This is a genomic window from Brevundimonas sp. (genome assembly GCF_035627055.1).
Classification (GTDB): Bacteria; Pseudomonadota; Alphaproteobacteria; order Caulobacterales; family Caulobacteraceae; genus Brevundimonas.
This window is the reverse complement of record NZ_DASPMM010000020.1, coordinates 14,556-30,993: the sequence shown is the minus strand read 5'-3', so window position 1 is coordinate 30,993 and position 16,438 is coordinate 14,556. Positions and strand designations below refer to the sequence as shown.

Below are 16,438 nucleotides of genomic sequence, written 5' to 3'. Positions count from 1 at the left end.
GCTGCTAGAGCCGGACCGTGGCGCCCGTTGGGCGAAAGCCGGGGGACGTATGCTTCGCAAGCTCTACGACTGGGTCTTCTCGCTGGCCCGCAGCCGGCACGCCACGCCGGCCCTCGCCGTCATCTCCTTCGCAGAGAGCTCCTTCTTCCCCGTCCCGCCCGACGTGATGCTGGCCCCGATGATCCTGGCCCGGCCCGAGAAGGCGTATTTCTACGCCTTCGTCTGCACCGTCGCCTCGGTGCTGGGCGGCGTCCTCGGCTACGCCATCGGCTATTATCTGACCGACCTCGGCCTGTGGCTGATGAACCTCCTCGGCCATTCCGACGGTCTGGCCGAGTTCCAGCACTGGTTCGACCAGTGGGGTCTGGCGGTGATCCTGATCAAGGGCCTGACGCCCGTGCCCTACAAGCTGGTGACCATCGCCTCCGGCCTCGCCGCCTTCAGCTTCCCGGTCTTCGTGGCCGCGTCCGTGGTCACCCGCGGAGCGCGCTTCTTCCTCGAGGCCTGGGTGCTGCGCCGCTGGGGCCCCGCCATGCTCGCTCAGGTCGAGAAGCGCCTGGCCCTGTGGAGCATCATCGGCATTGTGGTGCTGGTCGGCGCGGTCGTGGCGGTGAAGATGCTGTGAGGGATGAGGGATGAGGGATGAGGGAATAGGGACGAGATGCGACCGTCACGCCGCCTCGTCCCGGTCAGTAGCCGCCGGGAACCTACCCCACTGATCTCTCATCCCTCGTCCCTAATCCCTCATCCCTGACCCCTCCTCTTCCTCCCCAATCGACGCCGCCCTCCGCCCCGGCTATGAACAGCACCGATGAGAGGCCTTTATCGACTCCTGACGCGGTGGTGGACCGCCTTCGCCCTCGCGGCCTCGCTGGCGCTGCTCGGCGCCGCGCATGCGTTCGAGCGCTTCGGCGGCCTCGCGCCCTGCAACCTCTGCCTCAAGCAGCGCGAGGTCTACTGGGGCGCGGTCGCCATCGCCCTGACCGCCACCCTCTGGCACCTGATCAGCCGCGGCAGCCGCGGCACGCCGCGCATCGCCGCCTTCATGCTGGCCGTGGTCTTCACCACCGGCGCGATCACGGCCGTCTTCCACATGGGCGGCGAGAGCGGCTGGTGGGAGCTTCCGGCCGCCTGCGCCGGCGGCGGCGATGTCAGTCTTGAGAGCCTGGCGGCCCTGGCCATGGGCACGGCCCCGGCCGCGCCCCCGGTCTACTGCGACGCGGTGACGTGGCGCTTCCCGGCCGATTGGGGGCTATCCATGGCGGGGTGGAACGCGCTGATCTCGGCCGCATTGGCCGTGTTCAGCCTGCTCGCCGCCAAGAGGCCCAAGGATGCCCGTGCCCCCCGCTGAAACGGCGCCTGATCCGGCGTCCCGGCCGGTTCGCCTGTCCCGCCCGGGACGGGGCGCTAGCCGCCGCCGCCGGGCTGAAATCCTCCGCGTCGACCACGCCGGCGAATACGCCGCCGTCCACATCTACCGCGCCCAGCGCGCTGTCTTCGAGGGCCGCGCGGGCAAGGACGGCATCGCCGCCGACATGGGCGAGATGCAGGGCCAGGAAGCCGTTCACCTCGCCCGCTTCGAGGCCCTGCTCAACGCCGAGCGGGTGCGCCCCACCCTGATGACGCCCCTCTGGCGCCTCGCCGCCCTCGGCCTCGGCGCCGGGACCGCCCTGCTCGGCGAGAAGGCCGCCCACGCCTGCACCGAGGCGGTCGAGAGCGTCATCGAGGAACATTACGCCGACCAGATCGCGGAGCTTCAGGACCGCGACCCGGATCTCGCCGCCGAGCTGGTGAAATTCCGCGACGAGGAGCTGGCCCACCACGACCACGCCGTCTCCCACGGCAGCCGTGACGCGCCCGGCTACGGCCTGCTCAGCGCGGTCATCAAGGCGGGCTGCCGCGCAGCAATCAAGGTGTCGGAGAGGGTTTAGGGATTAGGGAACAGGGATGAGGGATTAGGCTCGCTCGCCGCCGCCCCCGCTTGGCTCTTATCCCTCATCCCTCATCCCTCACGTCAAACACCAGCAACAGCGTCCTCTGCCGCGCGCTGCTGTTGTCATCGGACAGGATGTAGAGCCGCACGCCGCCCTGGTGCTCCACCGTCGCGATCCCCTCGAAATTGTCGACCGTCGACGGCAGGCTCAGTTCGATCAGCACGGGACCCAGCGTGCCGTCCGGCGCCATCCTCCGAACCCGGCCCCGCACATCGACCGGCGGGCGGAAGCGGCGCTCGACGACCCAGAAGCCCTCGCGGCCTGGATCCCGGTCCATGCCGGTGATGCGGTATTCGCTGTCGGGGATCGGCTGGGCGGGCGGAGCGACCACGACCCGACAACCCTGCCCTGCGCAGTCCCACAGCCCGCCGGATTCGCCGGCCACGCGCCAGCCGCCCGGCGCGATCGAAATCGCCTCCATCCCGTCATTGCGCGGGAAGGCGACGTCGGGCGCCGCCACGGCGACCGGCTCTGCGCGCGGCGCGGCGGGCGGGCCGTAGTTCCAGATGCGATGATCCCGTTCGAAACTGACCAGCAGGTCGCCGGCGGCCGTCGCGGCCAGCCCCTCGGCGTCCCCGTCCGCCTTTTCGACGATGGGCCCGCCATCTCGCAGAGTGAGGGCGCGGCCCTCGAACCGGCCGGCCCCGACCGGTTCGTCGGTGGCCCCGTCCTGCCAGACGACGAACCGGAACAGGGCCCCGGCGTCGGAGACGGCGTAGACCCAGCCGCGATGCGCCTTCAGGTCCGACAGGCTGTGGAAGGGCGAGTCCCGGTCGGCGACGAACTCGAAACCGCCGGCGAACTGCACCCCCGGTGCCAGCCGGACGCCGCCCGGGATTCCCAGCCCGATGGGGCGAACCTCCACCTCGACCGGCGACCAGGCCCCGGGCGGCGGTGGGGCGACGGCCGTCGGGGCCGGCGCGGTCGCGCAGGCCGCCAGCACCAGCGCGCCGAGCAACGGAACGAACCGGCGCAGGTCCATCAGGCCGCCCTTCGCCGCCCCTTCGGCGCCGCCTTGGGCTCGCTGTCGAACAGTTCGGCCAGCTTCTCGATCATCACCCCGCCCAGCTGTTCGACATCGACGATCGTGACCGCCCGGCGGTACCAGCGGGTCACGTCGTGGCCGATGCCGATGGCGATCAGTTCGACCGGCGAGCGGGTCTCGATCTCGGCGATCACCTGCCGCAGGTGCTTGTCCAGATACAGGGCCGCATTGGCCGACTGGGTGGAGTCGTCGACCGGCGAGCCGTCGGAGATGACCATCAGGATCTGCCGCGCCTCGGGCCGGCCCAGCAGCCGCTCGTGCGCCCAGGTCAGGGCCTCGCCGTCGATATTCTCCTTCAGCAGCCCTTCGCGCATCATCAGGCCCAGGTTCTTCTTGGCCCGCCGCCATGGCGCGTCCGCCGACTTGTAGATGATGTGCCGCAGGTCGTTCAGACGCCCCGGATTGGCCGGCTTGCCCGCCGTGATCCACGCCTCGCGCGCCTGCCCGCCCTTCCACGCCCGGGTGGTGAAGCCGAGGATCTCGACCTTGACCCCGCAGCGCTCCAGCGTCCGCGCCAGGATGTCGGCGCACACCGCCGCCACCATGATCGGCCGCCCGCGCATCGAGCCGGAGTTGTCCAGCAGCAGGGTCACCACCGTGTCCCGGAACGGACTCTCGCTCTCGGCCTTGAAGCTCAGCGGCGAGGTGGGGTCGGTGATGATCCGGGTCAGGCGCGCCGTATCCAGCACCCCTTCCTCGAGATCGAAGGCCCAGCTCCGGTTCTGCTGCGCCATCAGGCGGCGCTGCAGCTTGTTGGCCAGCCGCGCCACCACCGACGACAGCGCCGTCAGCTGCTGGTCCAGCAGCGACCTCAGCCGCTCCAGCTCGGTCGGATCGCACAGCTCCGCGGCGTCGATGACCTCGTCATGGGCGGTGGTGAAGACGCGGTAGGCGTCGACCGCCCGCCCGTCGTCCGCGATCTCCTGCCGGTTGGGCAGGGCGCCCTCGTTGATCTCCGGCCCCTCGTCCGAGGCGTCGCCGTCCGGATCCGCCGGGGCGCCGTCGGGGCGGGCGTCGCGCTCCTCGCCCGCGGTCTGGTCGTCGGTCGAGCCGTCCATCGACTGACCCTCGCCGCCGCCGGCGTCGTCCTCCTCGTCCTGATCGTCGGCGGCGTCCGGCTGCTGCGGATCGGGTTCGTCCCCGCCTTCGTCGTCCGAGGCGTCGTCGCCGCGTCCGTCGCCCGGGTCGAGATCCAGCGCCCGCAGCACATCCTTCAGCCGCGCCGCGAAGGCCGTCTGGTCCTCCGCGACCTCGGACAGGGCGTCGATCTTCGCCCCCGCCTTCGACTCCAGCTCGCCCCGCACCAGATCCAGCAGCGCCCCGGCCCCGTCAGGGGCCCTCTGCCCGGTCAGCCGCTCGCGCACCAGCAGCGCCACCGCCTCGTTCAGCGGCACGCGGTCGGCGGCGGCGGCCCTCAGGGCGCCGCTGCGCTCCAGCCGCGTCAACAGGGCCGCGTTCATATTGGCCCGCACGCCCGCCAGCGACTGCGACCCCACCGCCTCGACCCGCGCCTGCTCGACCGCCTCGAACACCTCGGCCGCCTTCGAGTCCGCCGGCCGCAGCCGGGCGTGCAGTCCCTCGTCGTGATTGGCCAGCCGCAGCGCCAGCCGGTCGGCCTGCCCCCGCAGCGAGGCGCTCTCCGGCCCGCCGGGGTCGCGCGGCGGATGGGGCAGGGTCAGGACGCCGTTGGCCAGCCTCGGTCCGTCGGAACCGAACACCACCTCAAGCTCCGACTGCTCCGCCAGCGCCCGCGCGGCGTGGGCCAGCGCGCGCTTGAAGATTTCGGCGGGGGTCTCTGCGGAGGCCATGGCGTCCGGTCAGCCTTTCGCCTCAGTGCGCCTCGGGCGGCCGCGCGGCGGGGCTGAAATATTCGCTCTCGGGCTTGGGCCGCGACGACAGCACGAAGCGCCGGTCGCAATAGCCGCACTCGACGGCGTCCTCTTCGCCCATGTCCATATAGACCAGCGGGTGGCCGAGGGCGCCGCCGCCCCCGTCGCACGCCACGCGCTTGGTCGAGACCACGACCTCTTCCGGCGGGGGGATGATCGCATCGGGATGGCGGGGCGGCATGATCGACCTGTCAGCTGGGAGGACGGGACTCCCTAGGCGGCAAGCCCGCCGCCGTCAAACCTCACGGGGCGTGCGCCGGAACAACTTGTCGAACAGGGCCTTGCGACGCTTGAACAGGGTCCAGCCGAGGCAGCCCGCCGCCACCCACAGGCCGATCTCCCCGGCCACCGCCACCGGCCCGCCGTAGAGCAGGGCCTCGCGCAGTTCCAGGTGGCCGAGCTTGTAGGCGATCATGATCGCGGCGAAGCCCCCGTAGCCGAGAAGGCAGAAGCCGAAGGCGGTCCAGCCGATCAGGCGGGTTCGGGACATCAGATGACTCCGTCAAGCAAGCTGTTCATAATGACAAGGAAACTAGACATCATTCGTTATGTTGTCAAGCGTCATTGACATGCCGGCTCGCCCCCGGGGGCTTGGCCCCGCCGGGTCCCGCGCCTACCTAGGCGGACCGCTCCGCCTGAAAGCCGCCGATGACTGAACACGCCCCGCTTCCCGTCAACGCCATCGAGGTTCGCGGGCTGGAGAAGACCTACGCCGGTTCGAAGAAGGCGCCCCCCAAGACCGCCCTGCGCGGCGTCGATCTCGTCATCCCCCGCGGTTCGATGTTCGGCCTGCTCGGCCCCAACGGCGCCGGCAAGTCGACCCTGATCAACATCCTCGCCGGGGTGGTCAACAAGACCGGCGGGACGGCCGCAATCTGGGGCCGCGACATCGACAGACAGCCCCGCGACGCCCGCGCCGCCCTGGGCGTGGTGCCGCAGGAGATCGTCGCCGACGTCTTCTTCACCCCGCGAGAGGCGCTGGAGGTTCAGGCCGGCTTCTACGGCGTCCCCGCCCACGAGCGCCGCTCCGACGAGCTGCTCGCGGCGCTGGGCCTGACCGACAAGGCCCACGCCTATGTCCGCGCCCTGTCCGGCGGCATGAAGCGCCGCCTGATGGTGGCCAAGGCCCTGGTGCACAATCCGCCGATCCTGATCCTCGACGAGCCCACCGCCGGCGTGGACGTCGAGCTGCGCCGCCAGCTCTGGGAGTACGTCCGCCGCATCAACGCCGAGGGCGTCACCATCCTGCTGACCACCCACTATCTGGAAGAGGCGCAGGAGCTCTGCGACACCATCGCCATCATGAACCGCGGTCAGGTGGTGGCCTGCGAGCCGACGCCCCAGCTGCTGCGCCGCCTCGACACCCGCAACGTCGTGGTCACCCCCGAGGGTGAGCTGAACGGCCTGCCGACGCTAAAGGGCTTCGACGTCGTCGCCCGCCCGAACGGCGCCTTCGCCGTCACCTATCGCAAGGGCCAGTCGTCGGTCGAACAGGTCCTCGCCGCCGTCCGCGCAGCCGGCGTCGTCATCGCCGACATCTCCACAGAGGACCCGGATCTGGAAGACGTCTTCCTCGCCCTGACCTACGGGGATGCCGGCCAGGGGGATCCGACGAAAGACTAGGGATCAGGCCGCAGGCAGCAGGCAGCAGGCAGGAAGAGGCACGTTGCTGACCTCAGGCTCGATGCCCCTGCTGCCTGCTGCCTGCTGCCTGCTGCCTCAAACCACCATCACCGTCCCGATCAGCAGCCGCGCGCCCGCCCGGCCCACAGTCCGGTCCGTCGCGGCCTGCAATTGCGCCACCAGCCGTTCCACGTCCGGCGGCGCGCCCGGCAGCAGGCTGTTGGCCGTCGCCTGCACCACCGCCGCATAGGCGGCCCTCAGGCGCGGCGCCGACTGCGCCACCCGGGTGCGCAGGGCCGCGTCGGGCGTATCGACGCCGGTCTCGACCGTCATCACGCCGCGCCGACCGCCCGACCGCATGACGTTGGCCGTGACGGTGGGCAGGCGCAGATAGCTGGCCTGCACGGTCCCGGTGTCGCCGGACGCCTTGGCGGGCGAGGCGGCTGTCGAGACGGCGACGGCGGCGAGGCCGAGAAGGGCGCGACGATCCATGCGGCGACGCTATCCGCCGGCGCTTAAGGGCCGGTTACGTTCTCCCTCCCCGCTCGGGGAGGGTGGCTGAGCCGCAGGCGAAGCCGGGTGGGGGCGACCCGCAAGACCGGCGTGCGCTCGCCGGGCCGCCCCCACCCTGTCGTCGCTACGCGCGACATCCCTCCCCGAGCGGGGAGGGAGAACGCATTCTAGGCCGCCGCCTCTGTCCGCTTCGGCTCCATCGGCTTCAGGTCCAGCAGGGCGAACAGCCGCGCGTCCTCGTCCTGCTCCGGATTGGGCGTGGTCAGCAGCTTGCCGCCGACGAAGATGGAGTTGGCCCCCGCCAGGAAGCACAGCGCCTGCATCTCCGGGCTCATCGTCTCGCGCCCGGCCGACAGCCGCACCATCGCCTTCGGACAGACCAGCCGCGCCACGGCGACGGTCCGCACGAACTCGATCGGATCGATCTCGCCCTCCCGCTTGACCCGGTCGCCCAGCGGCGTCCCCGTCACCGGGACCAGCGCATTGACCGGCAGGCTGTCGGGATGTTGGGACAGGGTGGCCAGCGCATGCAGCAGCCCGGCCCGGTCGCGCCGGCTCTCGCCCATGCCGACGATGCCGCCGCAGCAGGTGCTCATCCCCGCCTCGCGCACATGGGCCAGCGTCTCCAGCCGGTCCTGATACGTCCGCGTCGTCACCACCTCGGCGTAATACTCCGGGCCCGTATCGAGGTTGTGGTTGTAGTAATCCAGCCCCGCCGCCTTCAGCTGCCGCGCCTGATCCGCGCTCAGCATCCCCAGGGTCGCGCAGGTCTCCAGCCCCAGCGCCTTCACCCCCGCGATCATCGTCGCCAGCTTCGGCGTGTCGCGGTCCTTCAGCTCGCGCCACGCCGCCCCCATGCAGAAGCGGCTGGCCCCGCCCGCCTTGGCCGCCATGGCCTCGGCCAGCACCGCCGACGCATCCATCAGCTTCTCGGCCTTCAGCCCGGTCTGGAAACTGGCCGACTGCGAGCAGTAGCCGCAGTTCTCGGCGCAGCCCCCGGTCTTGATCGACAGCAGCTGGCTCTTCTGCACTTCGGACGGGTCGAACCAGCGCCGGTGCACGGTCGCGGCCTCGAACACCAGCTCCATGAACGGCCGGGCGAAGAGCGCCTCGACCGCCTCCAGGGTCCAGTCGTGTCGGGGAACGGACAGATCGCGGGTCATGCGGCCTTTCCTGCGTCAGGCGGGCGGCCGGCGCAAGTCAGACCTCGAACACGACCTCGCCGCGCTTCAGGTCGATGGCGACGCGCTCGAACAGGCCGAGGATGTCGACCCCCATCAGCATGGCCGGCCGGTCCGACAGGCCCCACAGGTCGAAGGTGTGGAAGTCGCCGGTCAGGATCGGCAGCCGCCCGACGGTGATCCCGCCGAAACGCAGGTTCGGGATCATCACCGGGGTCGCCTCGGCCACGCGCCCGGTCGGCGACTGCACCCGCTCGCTGGTCCTGCCGTCCCGCAGCGTGATCGGCAGGGCGCCGGACGTCCGCGTCAGGGCGAGATTGGCGATGCTGACCTGGGCCCCGGTGTCGAGAATGGCGGAAGCGGCCACGCCGCCGACCTGGATCTCGATCATCAGCAGGTCGCCGAAGCGCTGCTCGATGGCCCGGACCAGCCGGGTGGTGGCCCGCCGCGCCTCGAAGAAGCCCTCCCCGGTGCGTTTGGAGCGCGACACCCGGATCCGCCGCCGGCCGCGAAAGGCGAGGTCCAGCCTGAGGTCGCCCAGCAGATCCGTGCCGATCAGGCCGTCAAGACCGTCCATGCCCGCCCGCGAGGCCACCGCCAGCCGCGGGACGTCGACGTCCAGCGCCCCCGTCTGCAGCCGCCGGGCCCGGACGGTGCCGACGATCTCGCGGGCGATCAGCGTGTGCATGGCGATCTCGCCGTCGGGCGGCAGCGACAGGGCGTCGGCGAGGTCCGCGGCGATGACCGAGGCGTTGGCCGCGCTGTCCACCGCGAAGGTGAACGGGCCCCGCCCGTCGATCTCCACCGGCACGGTCAGCCGGCCGCGGTTGAGGCTGTCGGCGCCGAAGCCGGGATCGGGCGGGGCGGGAACGGTCTGCGCCTCGCCCCGGCTAGCTGCGCCCGCGGCCACCAGTCCAAGGGCCGCGCCGGACAGAACGCGCCGGGTCCAGTCTGTCATTCACGCTCCTCCCCCGGCGACGTTTGCACGGAACCGGACGGGCGGCGAGAGGCGCCGCCGAACGTGTCGCGGATTTCATATAAGGACATCGTTATATGTTTCTTGCCGGGGCGCGGGCCGGCGGTTATACGGCGCGACCAACCTGCCGCCGCCCACGCGACCCGGAGCGCCTCCATGACCGACTACATCGTCCGCGACATTTCCCTCGCCGCCTATGGCGAGAAGGAGATCGCCATCGCCGAGACCGAAATGCCCGGCCTGATGGCGCTGCGGGCCGAGTATGGCGCGGCCCAGCCGCTGAAGGGCGCGCGCATCGCCGGCTCCCTGCACATGACCATCCAGACCGCCGTGCTGATCCAGACGCTGGAAGCGCTCGGCGCCGAGGTCCGCTGGGCCTCGTGCAACATCTTCTCGACCCAGGACCACGCCGCCGCGGCCATCGCCGCCTCGGGCACGCCGGTGTTCGCGGTCAAGGGCGAGACCCTGGTCGAGTACTGGGATTACGCCCACAAGATCTTCGAATGGGCCCCCTCTCCTGAAAACCCGGGGGGCGGCTATCCGAACCTGATCCTCGACGACGGCGGCGACGCCACCCTGCTGTGCGTGCTCGGGCCCAAGGCCGAGAAGGACCCCTCGGTCCTCGACAACCCGACCAACGAGGAAGAAGAGGCCCTCTACGCCGTGATGAAGCGGTACCTGAAGGAGAAGCCCGGCTTCTACTCGGCCATCCGCGACGCCATCGGCGGCGTCTCGGAAGAGACCACCACCGGCGTCCACCGCCTGTATCAGATGGCCGAGCGCGGCGAGCTTCCCTTCCCCGCCATCAACGTCAACGACAGCGTCACCAAGTCCAAGTTCGACAACCTGTACGGCTGCCGTGAATCGCTGGTCGACGCCATCCGCCGCGGCACCGACGTCATGCTGTCGGGCAAGGTCGCCGTGGTCTGCGGCTACGGCGACGTCGGCAAGGGTTCGGCCGCCTCGCTGCGCCAGGGCGGCGCCCGGGTGAAGGTCACCGAGATCGACCCGATCTGCGCCCTGCAGGCCGCCATGGAAGGCTATGAGGTCGTCACCCTCGAGGACGCCGCCGCCGACGCCGACATCTTCGTCACCGCCACGGGCAACAAGGACGTCATCACCGTCGACCACATGCGGGCGATGAAGAACAACGCCATCGTCTGCAACATCGGCCACTTCGACTCGGAGATTCAGGTCGCCGGCCTGAAGAATTTCAAGTGGGACGAGATCAAGCCCCAGGTCCACCACATCGAATTCCCTGACGGCAAGAAGATCATCCTGCTGTCGGAAGGCCGTCTGGTGAACCTCGGCAACGCCACGGGCCACCCGTCCTTCGTGATGTCGGCGTCCTTCACCAACCAGACGCTGGCCCAGATCGAACTGTGGACCAACAAGGCGTCGTACCAGAACCAGGTCTACGTCCTGCCCAAGCATCTCGACGAAAAGGTCGCCATGCTCCACCTCGACAAGCTGGGCGCCAGGCTGACCACGCTGAAGAAGGAACAGGCGGACTACATCTCCGTCCCCGTCACCGGCCCGTTCAAGCCGGACCACTACCGCTACTAGAGGTCGTCGGGGGGCGCAGGCCCCCCTTCGTTCCCGGCCGCCGCCTCAGATCGCCAGCCCCGGGTCGCCTTCGAGAATTTCCTGCCTGAGCCGGGGCGCCTCGCCCGCCTCCCACAGCGACACCCGGTGCGCCACGCGATAGCGCAGCGGCCCGCCGTCCTCCGTTTCGCTGCGCTCCAGCGGGACGGGGATGCAGACGAACTCCGTCTCCAGTTCGTCGCCGGTCGCCCGCACCACGGTGTAGCCGTGACCCGCGTAGTCGAGGAATTCGAGATGCGGCGACAGGTCCGGGTTGCGCGCCGCCCGGGCCCGCTCGGGATCGCCGGTTTCGTGCAGGACCAGCGAGGACCGCACCCCGTGCATCAGCGTCATGTTCCAGGCGCACTCCATCGAACCGTCCGGCCTGTCGTGGATATTGAGGGCGCGGAGCGGCCGGTCCTTCGGCATCGTCAGCGCCTGGACCTCGCCCAGGGTCTGGGCCGAGATCGAGCCGGTGACGAATTCGACCGCGACCGGTTCGAACGGCCGGGGCGGCAGGGTCTTTGAGGGATAGCCGGCCCAGAAGGCGTGCCGGTCGCCCGCCAGGATGGTCAGGCCGGTGATCCCCTCGTCGCGGACCATGTCGAAGATTTCGCCGTGTTCGAGGCCATAGGCGCCGGTCGTCACGCCGTATCCCGCCCCCGCCGGCCACTGGTCGGCGAATTCCTCCGGCAGGTTCTGCGGATCGGTGCGTCCGGTCAGGGTGCCGAACGAATGGCCCCAGATCTTCCACGGCGCCTCGGCGGCGCGCAGCCGGTCCTTGAACCACGCCATCTGCTCGAGGCCGAGATAGGCCTCGGGCGGCGCGTCGACATGCGGATTGGGGAATTCGATGTCGTCGCCGACGCGAATGACGGCCGGCGGGTGGCCGCCTGCGTATTCCCGCGCCTGATCCAGAATCTCCAGCATCTCTTCGGGAAAGGCCCCGAACTTGATCTGCGGCAGGCCCTCGTAGCTGCCGCCCGGCGATCCGAACGACCGGTTGTCGGTCAGGATCATGTCCACGTTCTTGCCGTACCGGAACGCCCGCTGGATCTGCAGCGCCTTGATCGCCGCCAGATTGTTCGGCTCCTGCCCGGTCCCCCGCGCATCCAGTTCCGCCAGCGGCTGGTTCTCGACCGCCGGCGCCTCGAACGGGTCGCCCCTCCCCGGCTTGCGCACCCGCGCCGGCTGGAACTCGTACCAGGCCTGGCTCGCCGCCACCTTCAGCGTCTGGGCCGGCCGGATTTCGCCATTGATGATCTGCTGGCTCTGATACGAGCGCCAGTTGAACTCGTGATTGTCCCAGACGGGCACGAACGGCCACCGGGCCCGGGCGTCCTGCAGGTCCGGATCGGTCAGATAGCCCTTATAGGCCGTGCGGTAGTCCTCCAGGTTCGCCGGAATATGGAAGGTCCCGACCTTTTCGCCGGTCGGATAGCGCACGATATCGCGCAGCCGCCGGCCCCGCTCCATCCCGTTCGGGCGCTCGTCGGCGTACCAGACCAGCTCATAGAGGAAGTCGCCCAGGTGCAGCACGAAGCCCAGCTGCTCCCCGCGCGGTCGGCGCGCGTCCTCCCACAGCATGCGCCGATAGGCGTTCATCGCCCCCTGGGTGACGTCCTGGCAGCTGACGAAGGCGAACGTCACCGGCCGGTCGTCGTCGTCCGCCGGCGCCGTCAGGGTGCGGCCGACCCGGCTCGCATCCCCCGCCTCGTCGATGAAGCGGTACCAGTATTCCCGCGCCGGCCTCAGCCCCGCCGCCAGGAAGCGGCAGGTCCAGTCCGTCGCCGCCGTGACCTCGACCTCGCCGCGTGCGACCACGTCCCCGAATTCCGGATCGCCCGCCACCTCGACGGTCAGCCGATGCGCGCCGCCGTCGCTGTCCGGCGCCCGCCGCGTCCACAGGATCACGCTGTCCGCGCGCGGATCGCCCGAGGCGACGCCCTGCGGATACAGGTCCCGCCGTTCCTCGCGCGCCCCGGTCCCCGCCCGCGCCGAAGTTCCTCCAAACGCGAGCGCCGCGCCCAGCGCCGCGGCCTGGGCGGCGAAGGCCCGCCGTGACAGTCCAGCCTTGTCCACGATCCATCCCTCCCCGAATGGCCACGTCTTGCCGCCGTGCGGGACCGATCGAAGGCGCGCGAACCCGGTTCGTCCAGAGGGGACGACATTAAATCGCGGTAGGATTCCGGGCCGGCGGCGGCGAGTAGCGCCAGCCTAGGCCGCCAGCGGCAGGGCCTCCGGAGGCGCGGCGCTCTCCAGGAGTCCGACCGGCCGCTCGCCCTCATAGACCCTGATCCGCGTCCAGCCGGGCACGCTCTCCACATGGCCCCGGGCGCGCGCCAGCGCCGCCGCGTCGTCGTGCGCGTCCAGCACGCACAGGTCGGCGACCTCTTCAACGGCGGTGCTGACGATGCAGTAGTAGGCGTCCATGGCGTCCTCTTCGGGGCGCAATGAACGACGCCGCGGCGCGCGCGTTCCCGCGACCGCTTGCCGCCCCTCCCGGCGCAGACCGGCTCCGCCCGCCCGCTGGCGCTGCGCCCGGCGGCGGCCTAGAACCGCGTCATGGGCACAGTGTTCGACATCCTCATCATCCTCGCCATCATCGCCGTGGCGATCACCCTCGCCTTCGGCATCCGCTCGCTCTATCTGACCGGCCCCGAAGCGCGCTCGCGCTCCAACAAGCTGATGCGGCTGCGCGTCGCGCTGCAGGCGCTCGCCGTGGTGCTGCTGGTCGCCGGCATGTGGTGGAAATCCACGCACGGGGGCTGAGCCATGGTGGTCCTGAACCGCATCTATACGAAGACTGGCGACGGCGGCGAAACCCGTCTGGCGTCCGGCGCCCCGGTGTCCAAGACCGACCCCCGGGTCGAGGCCTATGGCGCGGTCGACGAGCTCAACGCCGTCCTCGGCCTGGCCCGCCTCACCGCCGGCCAGCACGACCGCATCGACGCCATGCTCGGCCGCATCCAGAACGAGCTGTTCGACCTCGGCGCCGACCTCGCCACCCCGCACGACCCGCCGCCCAAATGGGAGGCGCTGCGCATCCTCGACAGCCAGGTCGAACGGCTCGAATCCGAGATCGACTGGATGAACGAGAGCCAGAAGCCGCTCGACAGCTTCATCCTGCCGGGCGGCTCGGCCCTGTCGGCGCACCTGCACCTGGCCCGCACCGTCTGCCGCCGGGCCGAGCGCGACGCCATCCGCGCCCGCGAAGCCGGCTGCGCGCTCTCGCCCGTCGCCCTGCGCTATCTGAACCGGCTGTCGGACCACCTCTTCGTCGCCGCGCGCCGGGCCAACGCCAACGGCGCCGACGACGTCAAATGGAGCCCGGGCGCGACCCGCTGAGGCTCTACTGCGCCTCCAGCGCCCGGCGCTGGCGCGCCGCATCGGCGTCCCGCGCCGCCTTCTGCGCCTTCAGCCGGTCCTCGATCTGGATCAGCTCCCGGTTCTTGGCGTGCGAGGCCTCGGCCCGGCTCTGGCCGGTCGGCCGCCGGGTGATCTCGGCGATCGAGATCGGCGTTGCGCACACCCCGCTCGCCCCGTCCCACCAGCCGCCCCCGCGCTCGCAGCGGTCTCCCGGCGCCACCACCAGCGCCTGGTAGACGAACACGCCGGCGACCAGCACGGCGAAGCTCGCCAGGAACAGCACGCTCAGTCGCTTCATGGTCAGCAGGCGGTGCATCGATGATCTCCGTCGGCGAGGGGCCGTTGACGCCGGGTTACGTTGACAGGCCGGGGCAGGCGTTCCATTCCCTGCCCCCACAATCCGGCCATCTCATGGACAGCGCAATGAAGGTACTCGTCCCCGTCAAACGGGTGATCGACTCCAACGTCAAGGCCCGCGTCAAGGCGGACCAGACCGGGGTCGATCTGGCCAACGTCAAGATGAGCATGAACCCGTTCGACGAAATCGCCGTCGAGGAGGCCGTGCGTCTGAAGGAAGGCAAGGAGCATCACGCCGCCGGCACGGCGAGCGAGATCGTCGTCGTCTCCATCGGGGTCACGCAAGCCCAGGAGACCATCCGCACCGCCCTGGCCATGGGCGCCGACCGCGGCCTGCTGATCCAGTCCGACGCCGACCTCGAGCCCCTCGCCGTCGCCAAGCTGCTCAAGGCGGTGGTCGACGAGGAGAAGCCCGACCTGGTCCTGATGGGCAAGCAGTCCATCGACGGCGACAACAACGCCGTCGGCCAGATGCTCGCCGCCCTGCTCGACTGGCCCCAGGCGACCTTCGCCTCGAAGATCGAGATCGCGGGCGGCAAGGCTGTCGTCACCCGTGAAGTCGACGGCGGTCTCCAGACCCTCGCCGCGACCCTGCCGGCCGTGGTCACCGTCGACCTGCGCCTCAACACCCCTCGCTACGCCTCCCTGCCCAACATCATGAAGGCCAAGAAGAAGGAGATCGCCATGAAGGCGGTCGCCGACTACGGCGTCGATGTCGCGCCCCGTTTGAAAGTTCTCAAGGTCGCCGAACCGCCCAAGCGCGGCGCCGGCGTGAAAGTCACCGACGCGGCCGATCTGGTCGCCAAACTCAAGACCGCGGGGGTGCTGTAATGGCCGTTCTCGTCATCGCCGACCACGACGGCGCGTCCGTCCGCGAGACCACCCACAAGACCGTCACCGCCGCCTCGAAACTGGGCGGCGAGGTCGACATCCTCGTCGTCGGCCAGGGCGCGAAAGCCGCCGCCGACTCCGCCGCGAAGATCGCCGGAGTGCGCAAGGTCCTGCTCGCCGACTCCGCCGCCCTCGGCCACCAGCTGGCCGAGGCGGTCGAGGCCACGGTCATGGGTCTCGCGTCCGGCTACGACGCCTTCCTCTCGCCGGCCAGCAACGACGGCAAGAATTTCATGCCGCGCCTCGCCGCCAGGCTGGACGTCGCCCCCATCTCCGACATCGTCGAGGTGGTCAGCCCCGACACCTTCGTGCGCCCGATCTACGCCGGCAACGCGCTGGAGACGATCCAGACCTCCGACGCGAAGAAGGTCATCACCGTCCGCCCGACCGCCTTCGACGCGGCCGGCGAGGGCGGCTCCGCCTCCATCGAGTCCGTCGCGGGCGCCGACGCCGGCAAGGCCGCCTTCGTCTCGGAAGAGATGGTCAAGTCCGACCGTCCCGAGCTCGGCGCCGCCAAGATCGTCGTCTCCGGCGGCCGCGCCCTCGGTTCGGCGGAAGAGTTCCACGCCGTCATGGACCCGCTGGCCGACAAGCTCGGCGCCGCCGTCGGGGCCTCGCGCGCCGCCGTCGACGCCGGCTACGCCCCCAACGACTACCAGGTCGGCCAGACGGGCAAGGTCGTCGCCCCGGCCCTCTACATCGCCATCGGCATCTCGGGCGCCATCCAGCACCTCGCCGGCATGAAGGACTCAAAGGTCATCGTCGCCATCAACAAGGACGCCGACGCCCCGATCTTCCAGGTCGCCGACTTCGGCTGGGTCGCGGACTACAAGACCGCCGTGCCGGAGCTGATGAAGGCGCTGGGCTGACACACGCCCAGACGGATCGAGACAGGGCGCGGCGCCGCAGGGGGCCGCGTCCTTTTTCATGTGTGGGGAGACGCCGACGTCTGCCATGATGCAAGGGGACAGCCTGCACGCGAGGGCTAATACGGTCGGGATTCTGGCCCAAGCCGA

Annotated in this window: 19 protein-coding genes; 9 read left to right on the top strand and 10 right to left on the bottom strand. The window is 70.4% G+C overall.

Translation table 11 applies throughout. From position 1 onward, the window contains the following. Window positions 1-49 precede the first annotated feature (49 nt). From VEA98_RS10375 to VEA98_RS10365, 3 genes are all read left to right on the top strand, one after another. Window positions 50-625 carry a YqaA family protein gene (locus VEA98_RS10375; RefSeq protein WP_324813871.1) on the top strand — a complete coding sequence of 192 codons (576 nt, stop codon included), beginning with the start codon at window positions 50-52 and terminating at the stop codon, window positions 623-625. Between the two features lie 186 nt (window positions 626-811). Further along, window positions 812-1,351, top strand: coding sequence for a disulfide bond formation protein B (locus tag VEA98_RS10370; protein WP_324813869.1), 540 nt, complete (start codon window positions 812-814; stop codon window positions 1,349-1,351). Further along, window positions 1,332-1,931 carry a demethoxyubiquinone hydroxylase family protein gene (locus VEA98_RS10365; protein WP_324813867.1) on the top strand — a complete coding sequence of 200 codons (600 nt, stop codon included), beginning with the start codon at window positions 1,332-1,334 and terminating at the stop codon, window positions 1,929-1,931. Before VEA98_RS10370 ends, VEA98_RS10365 begins: the two co-directional genes overlap by 20 nt. 64 nt (window positions 1,932-1,995) lie before the next feature. Here the strand turns inward: VEA98_RS10365 and VEA98_RS10360 are convergent, their stop codons facing one another. The 4 genes from VEA98_RS10360 to VEA98_RS10345 are packed head-to-tail and all read right to left on the bottom strand — an operon-like array spanning window position 1,996 to window position 5,418. Then, complete coding sequence (locus VEA98_RS10360; protein ID WP_324813865.1) at window positions 1,996-2,976, bottom strand: esterase-like activity of phytase family protein; 981 nt, start codon at window positions 2,974-2,976, stop codon at window positions 1,996-1,998. Beyond that, window positions 2,976-4,847, bottom strand: a complete 1,872-nt coding sequence (gene cobT / locus VEA98_RS10355; protein WP_324813862.1) for a cobaltochelatase subunit CobT — start codon at window positions 4,845-4,847, stop codon at window positions 2,976-2,978. The genes VEA98_RS10360 and cobT overlap by 1 nt, the downstream gene beginning before the upstream one ends. 22 nt (window positions 4,848-4,869) lie before the next feature. After that, the gene (locus VEA98_RS10350; RefSeq protein ID WP_324813860.1) at window positions 4,870-5,109 is read right to left on the bottom strand and encodes a zinc-finger domain-containing protein; all 240 of its coding nucleotides are present in this window, start codon (window positions 5,107-5,109) and stop codon (window positions 4,870-4,872) included. Between the two features lie 54 nt (window positions 5,110-5,163). Further along, window positions 5,164-5,418, bottom strand: coding sequence for a hypothetical protein (locus tag VEA98_RS10345; RefSeq protein ID WP_324813858.1), 255 nt, complete (start codon window positions 5,416-5,418; stop codon window positions 5,164-5,166). Between the two features lie 158 nt (window positions 5,419-5,576). Between VEA98_RS10345 and VEA98_RS10340 the strand changes: the two genes are divergently transcribed. Then, a complete protein-coding gene (locus tag VEA98_RS10340) occupies window positions 5,577-6,551 on the top strand; it encodes an ABC transporter ATP-binding protein (protein WP_324813857.1) in 975 nt (324 codons plus the stop codon). 96 nt (window positions 6,552-6,647) lie between these two features. Here the strand turns inward: VEA98_RS10340 and VEA98_RS10335 are convergent, their stop codons facing one another. The 3 genes from VEA98_RS10335 to VEA98_RS10325 all read right to left on the bottom strand — a co-directional run bounded on the left by VEA98_RS10335 (window position 6,648) and on the right by VEA98_RS10325 (window position 9,203). Then, window positions 6,648-7,043, bottom strand: coding sequence for a Tat pathway signal protein (locus VEA98_RS10335; RefSeq protein WP_324813855.1), 396 nt, complete (start codon window positions 7,041-7,043; stop codon window positions 6,648-6,650). Window positions 7,044-7,231: 188 nt separating this feature from the next. After that, window positions 7,232-8,227, bottom strand: coding sequence for a biotin synthase BioB (gene bioB / locus VEA98_RS10330; RefSeq protein WP_324813852.1), 996 nt, complete (start codon window positions 8,225-8,227; stop codon window positions 7,232-7,234). A 37-nt stretch (window positions 8,228-8,264) separates the two neighbouring features. Then, complete coding sequence (locus VEA98_RS10325) at window positions 8,265-9,203, bottom strand: retropepsin-like aspartic protease (protein ID WP_324813850.1); 939 nt, start codon at window positions 9,201-9,203, stop codon at window positions 8,265-8,267. Between the two features lie 174 nt (window positions 9,204-9,377). On the opposite strand from VEA98_RS10325, the gene ahcY reads away from it, so the two are divergent. Next, on the top strand, window positions 9,378-10,787 hold the full coding sequence (gene ahcY / locus VEA98_RS10320; RefSeq protein WP_324813847.1) for an adenosylhomocysteinase: 1,410 nt from the start codon (window positions 9,378-9,380) through the stop codon (window positions 10,785-10,787). A gap of 45 nt (window positions 10,788-10,832) precedes the next feature. Here ahcY and VEA98_RS10315 read toward each other — a convergent pair whose 3' ends face one another. After that, complete coding sequence (locus VEA98_RS10315) at window positions 10,833-12,887, bottom strand: alkaline phosphatase D family protein (RefSeq protein WP_324813845.1); 2,055 nt, start codon at window positions 12,885-12,887, stop codon at window positions 10,833-10,835. Window positions 12,888-13,022: 135 nt separating this feature from the next. Further along, window positions 13,023-13,238: a hypothetical protein gene (locus VEA98_RS10310; RefSeq protein ID WP_324813844.1), complete on the bottom strand. Its 216-nt coding sequence runs from the start codon at window positions 13,236-13,238 to the stop codon at window positions 13,023-13,025. Window positions 13,239-13,370: 132 nt separating this feature from the next. On the opposite strand from VEA98_RS10310, the gene VEA98_RS10305 reads away from it, so the two are divergent. Next, window positions 13,371-13,577, top strand: coding sequence for a twin transmembrane helix small protein (locus tag VEA98_RS10305; RefSeq protein WP_324813842.1), 207 nt, complete (start codon window positions 13,371-13,373; stop codon window positions 13,575-13,577). Between the two features lie 3 nt (window positions 13,578-13,580). Beyond that, window positions 13,581-14,153, top strand: a complete 573-nt coding sequence (locus tag VEA98_RS10300; RefSeq protein ID WP_324813840.1) for a cob(I)yrinic acid a,c-diamide adenosyltransferase — start codon at window positions 13,581-13,583, stop codon at window positions 14,151-14,153. Window positions 14,154-14,157: 4 nt separating this feature from the next. Here the strand turns inward: VEA98_RS10300 and VEA98_RS10295 are convergent, their stop codons facing one another. Then, window positions 14,158-14,490 carry a hypothetical protein gene (locus VEA98_RS10295; protein WP_324813838.1) on the bottom strand — a complete coding sequence of 111 codons (333 nt, stop codon included), beginning with the start codon at window positions 14,488-14,490 and terminating at the stop codon, window positions 14,158-14,160. Window positions 14,491-14,597: 107 nt separating this feature from the next. Here VEA98_RS10295 and VEA98_RS10290 point away from each other — a divergent pair, with 107 nt between their 5' ends. Further along, the gene (locus VEA98_RS10290; RefSeq protein WP_324813836.1) at window positions 14,598-15,362 is read left to right on the top strand and encodes an electron transfer flavoprotein subunit beta/FixA family protein; all 765 of its coding nucleotides are present in this window, start codon (window positions 14,598-14,600) and stop codon (window positions 15,360-15,362) included. Then, the gene (locus VEA98_RS10285; protein WP_324813834.1) at window positions 15,362-16,291 is read left to right on the top strand and encodes an electron transfer flavoprotein subunit alpha/FixB family protein; all 930 of its coding nucleotides are present in this window, start codon (window positions 15,362-15,364) and stop codon (window positions 16,289-16,291) included. The genes VEA98_RS10290 and VEA98_RS10285 overlap by 1 nt, the downstream gene beginning before the upstream one ends. The last annotated feature ends 147 nt before the right edge of the window (window positions 16,292-16,438 follow it).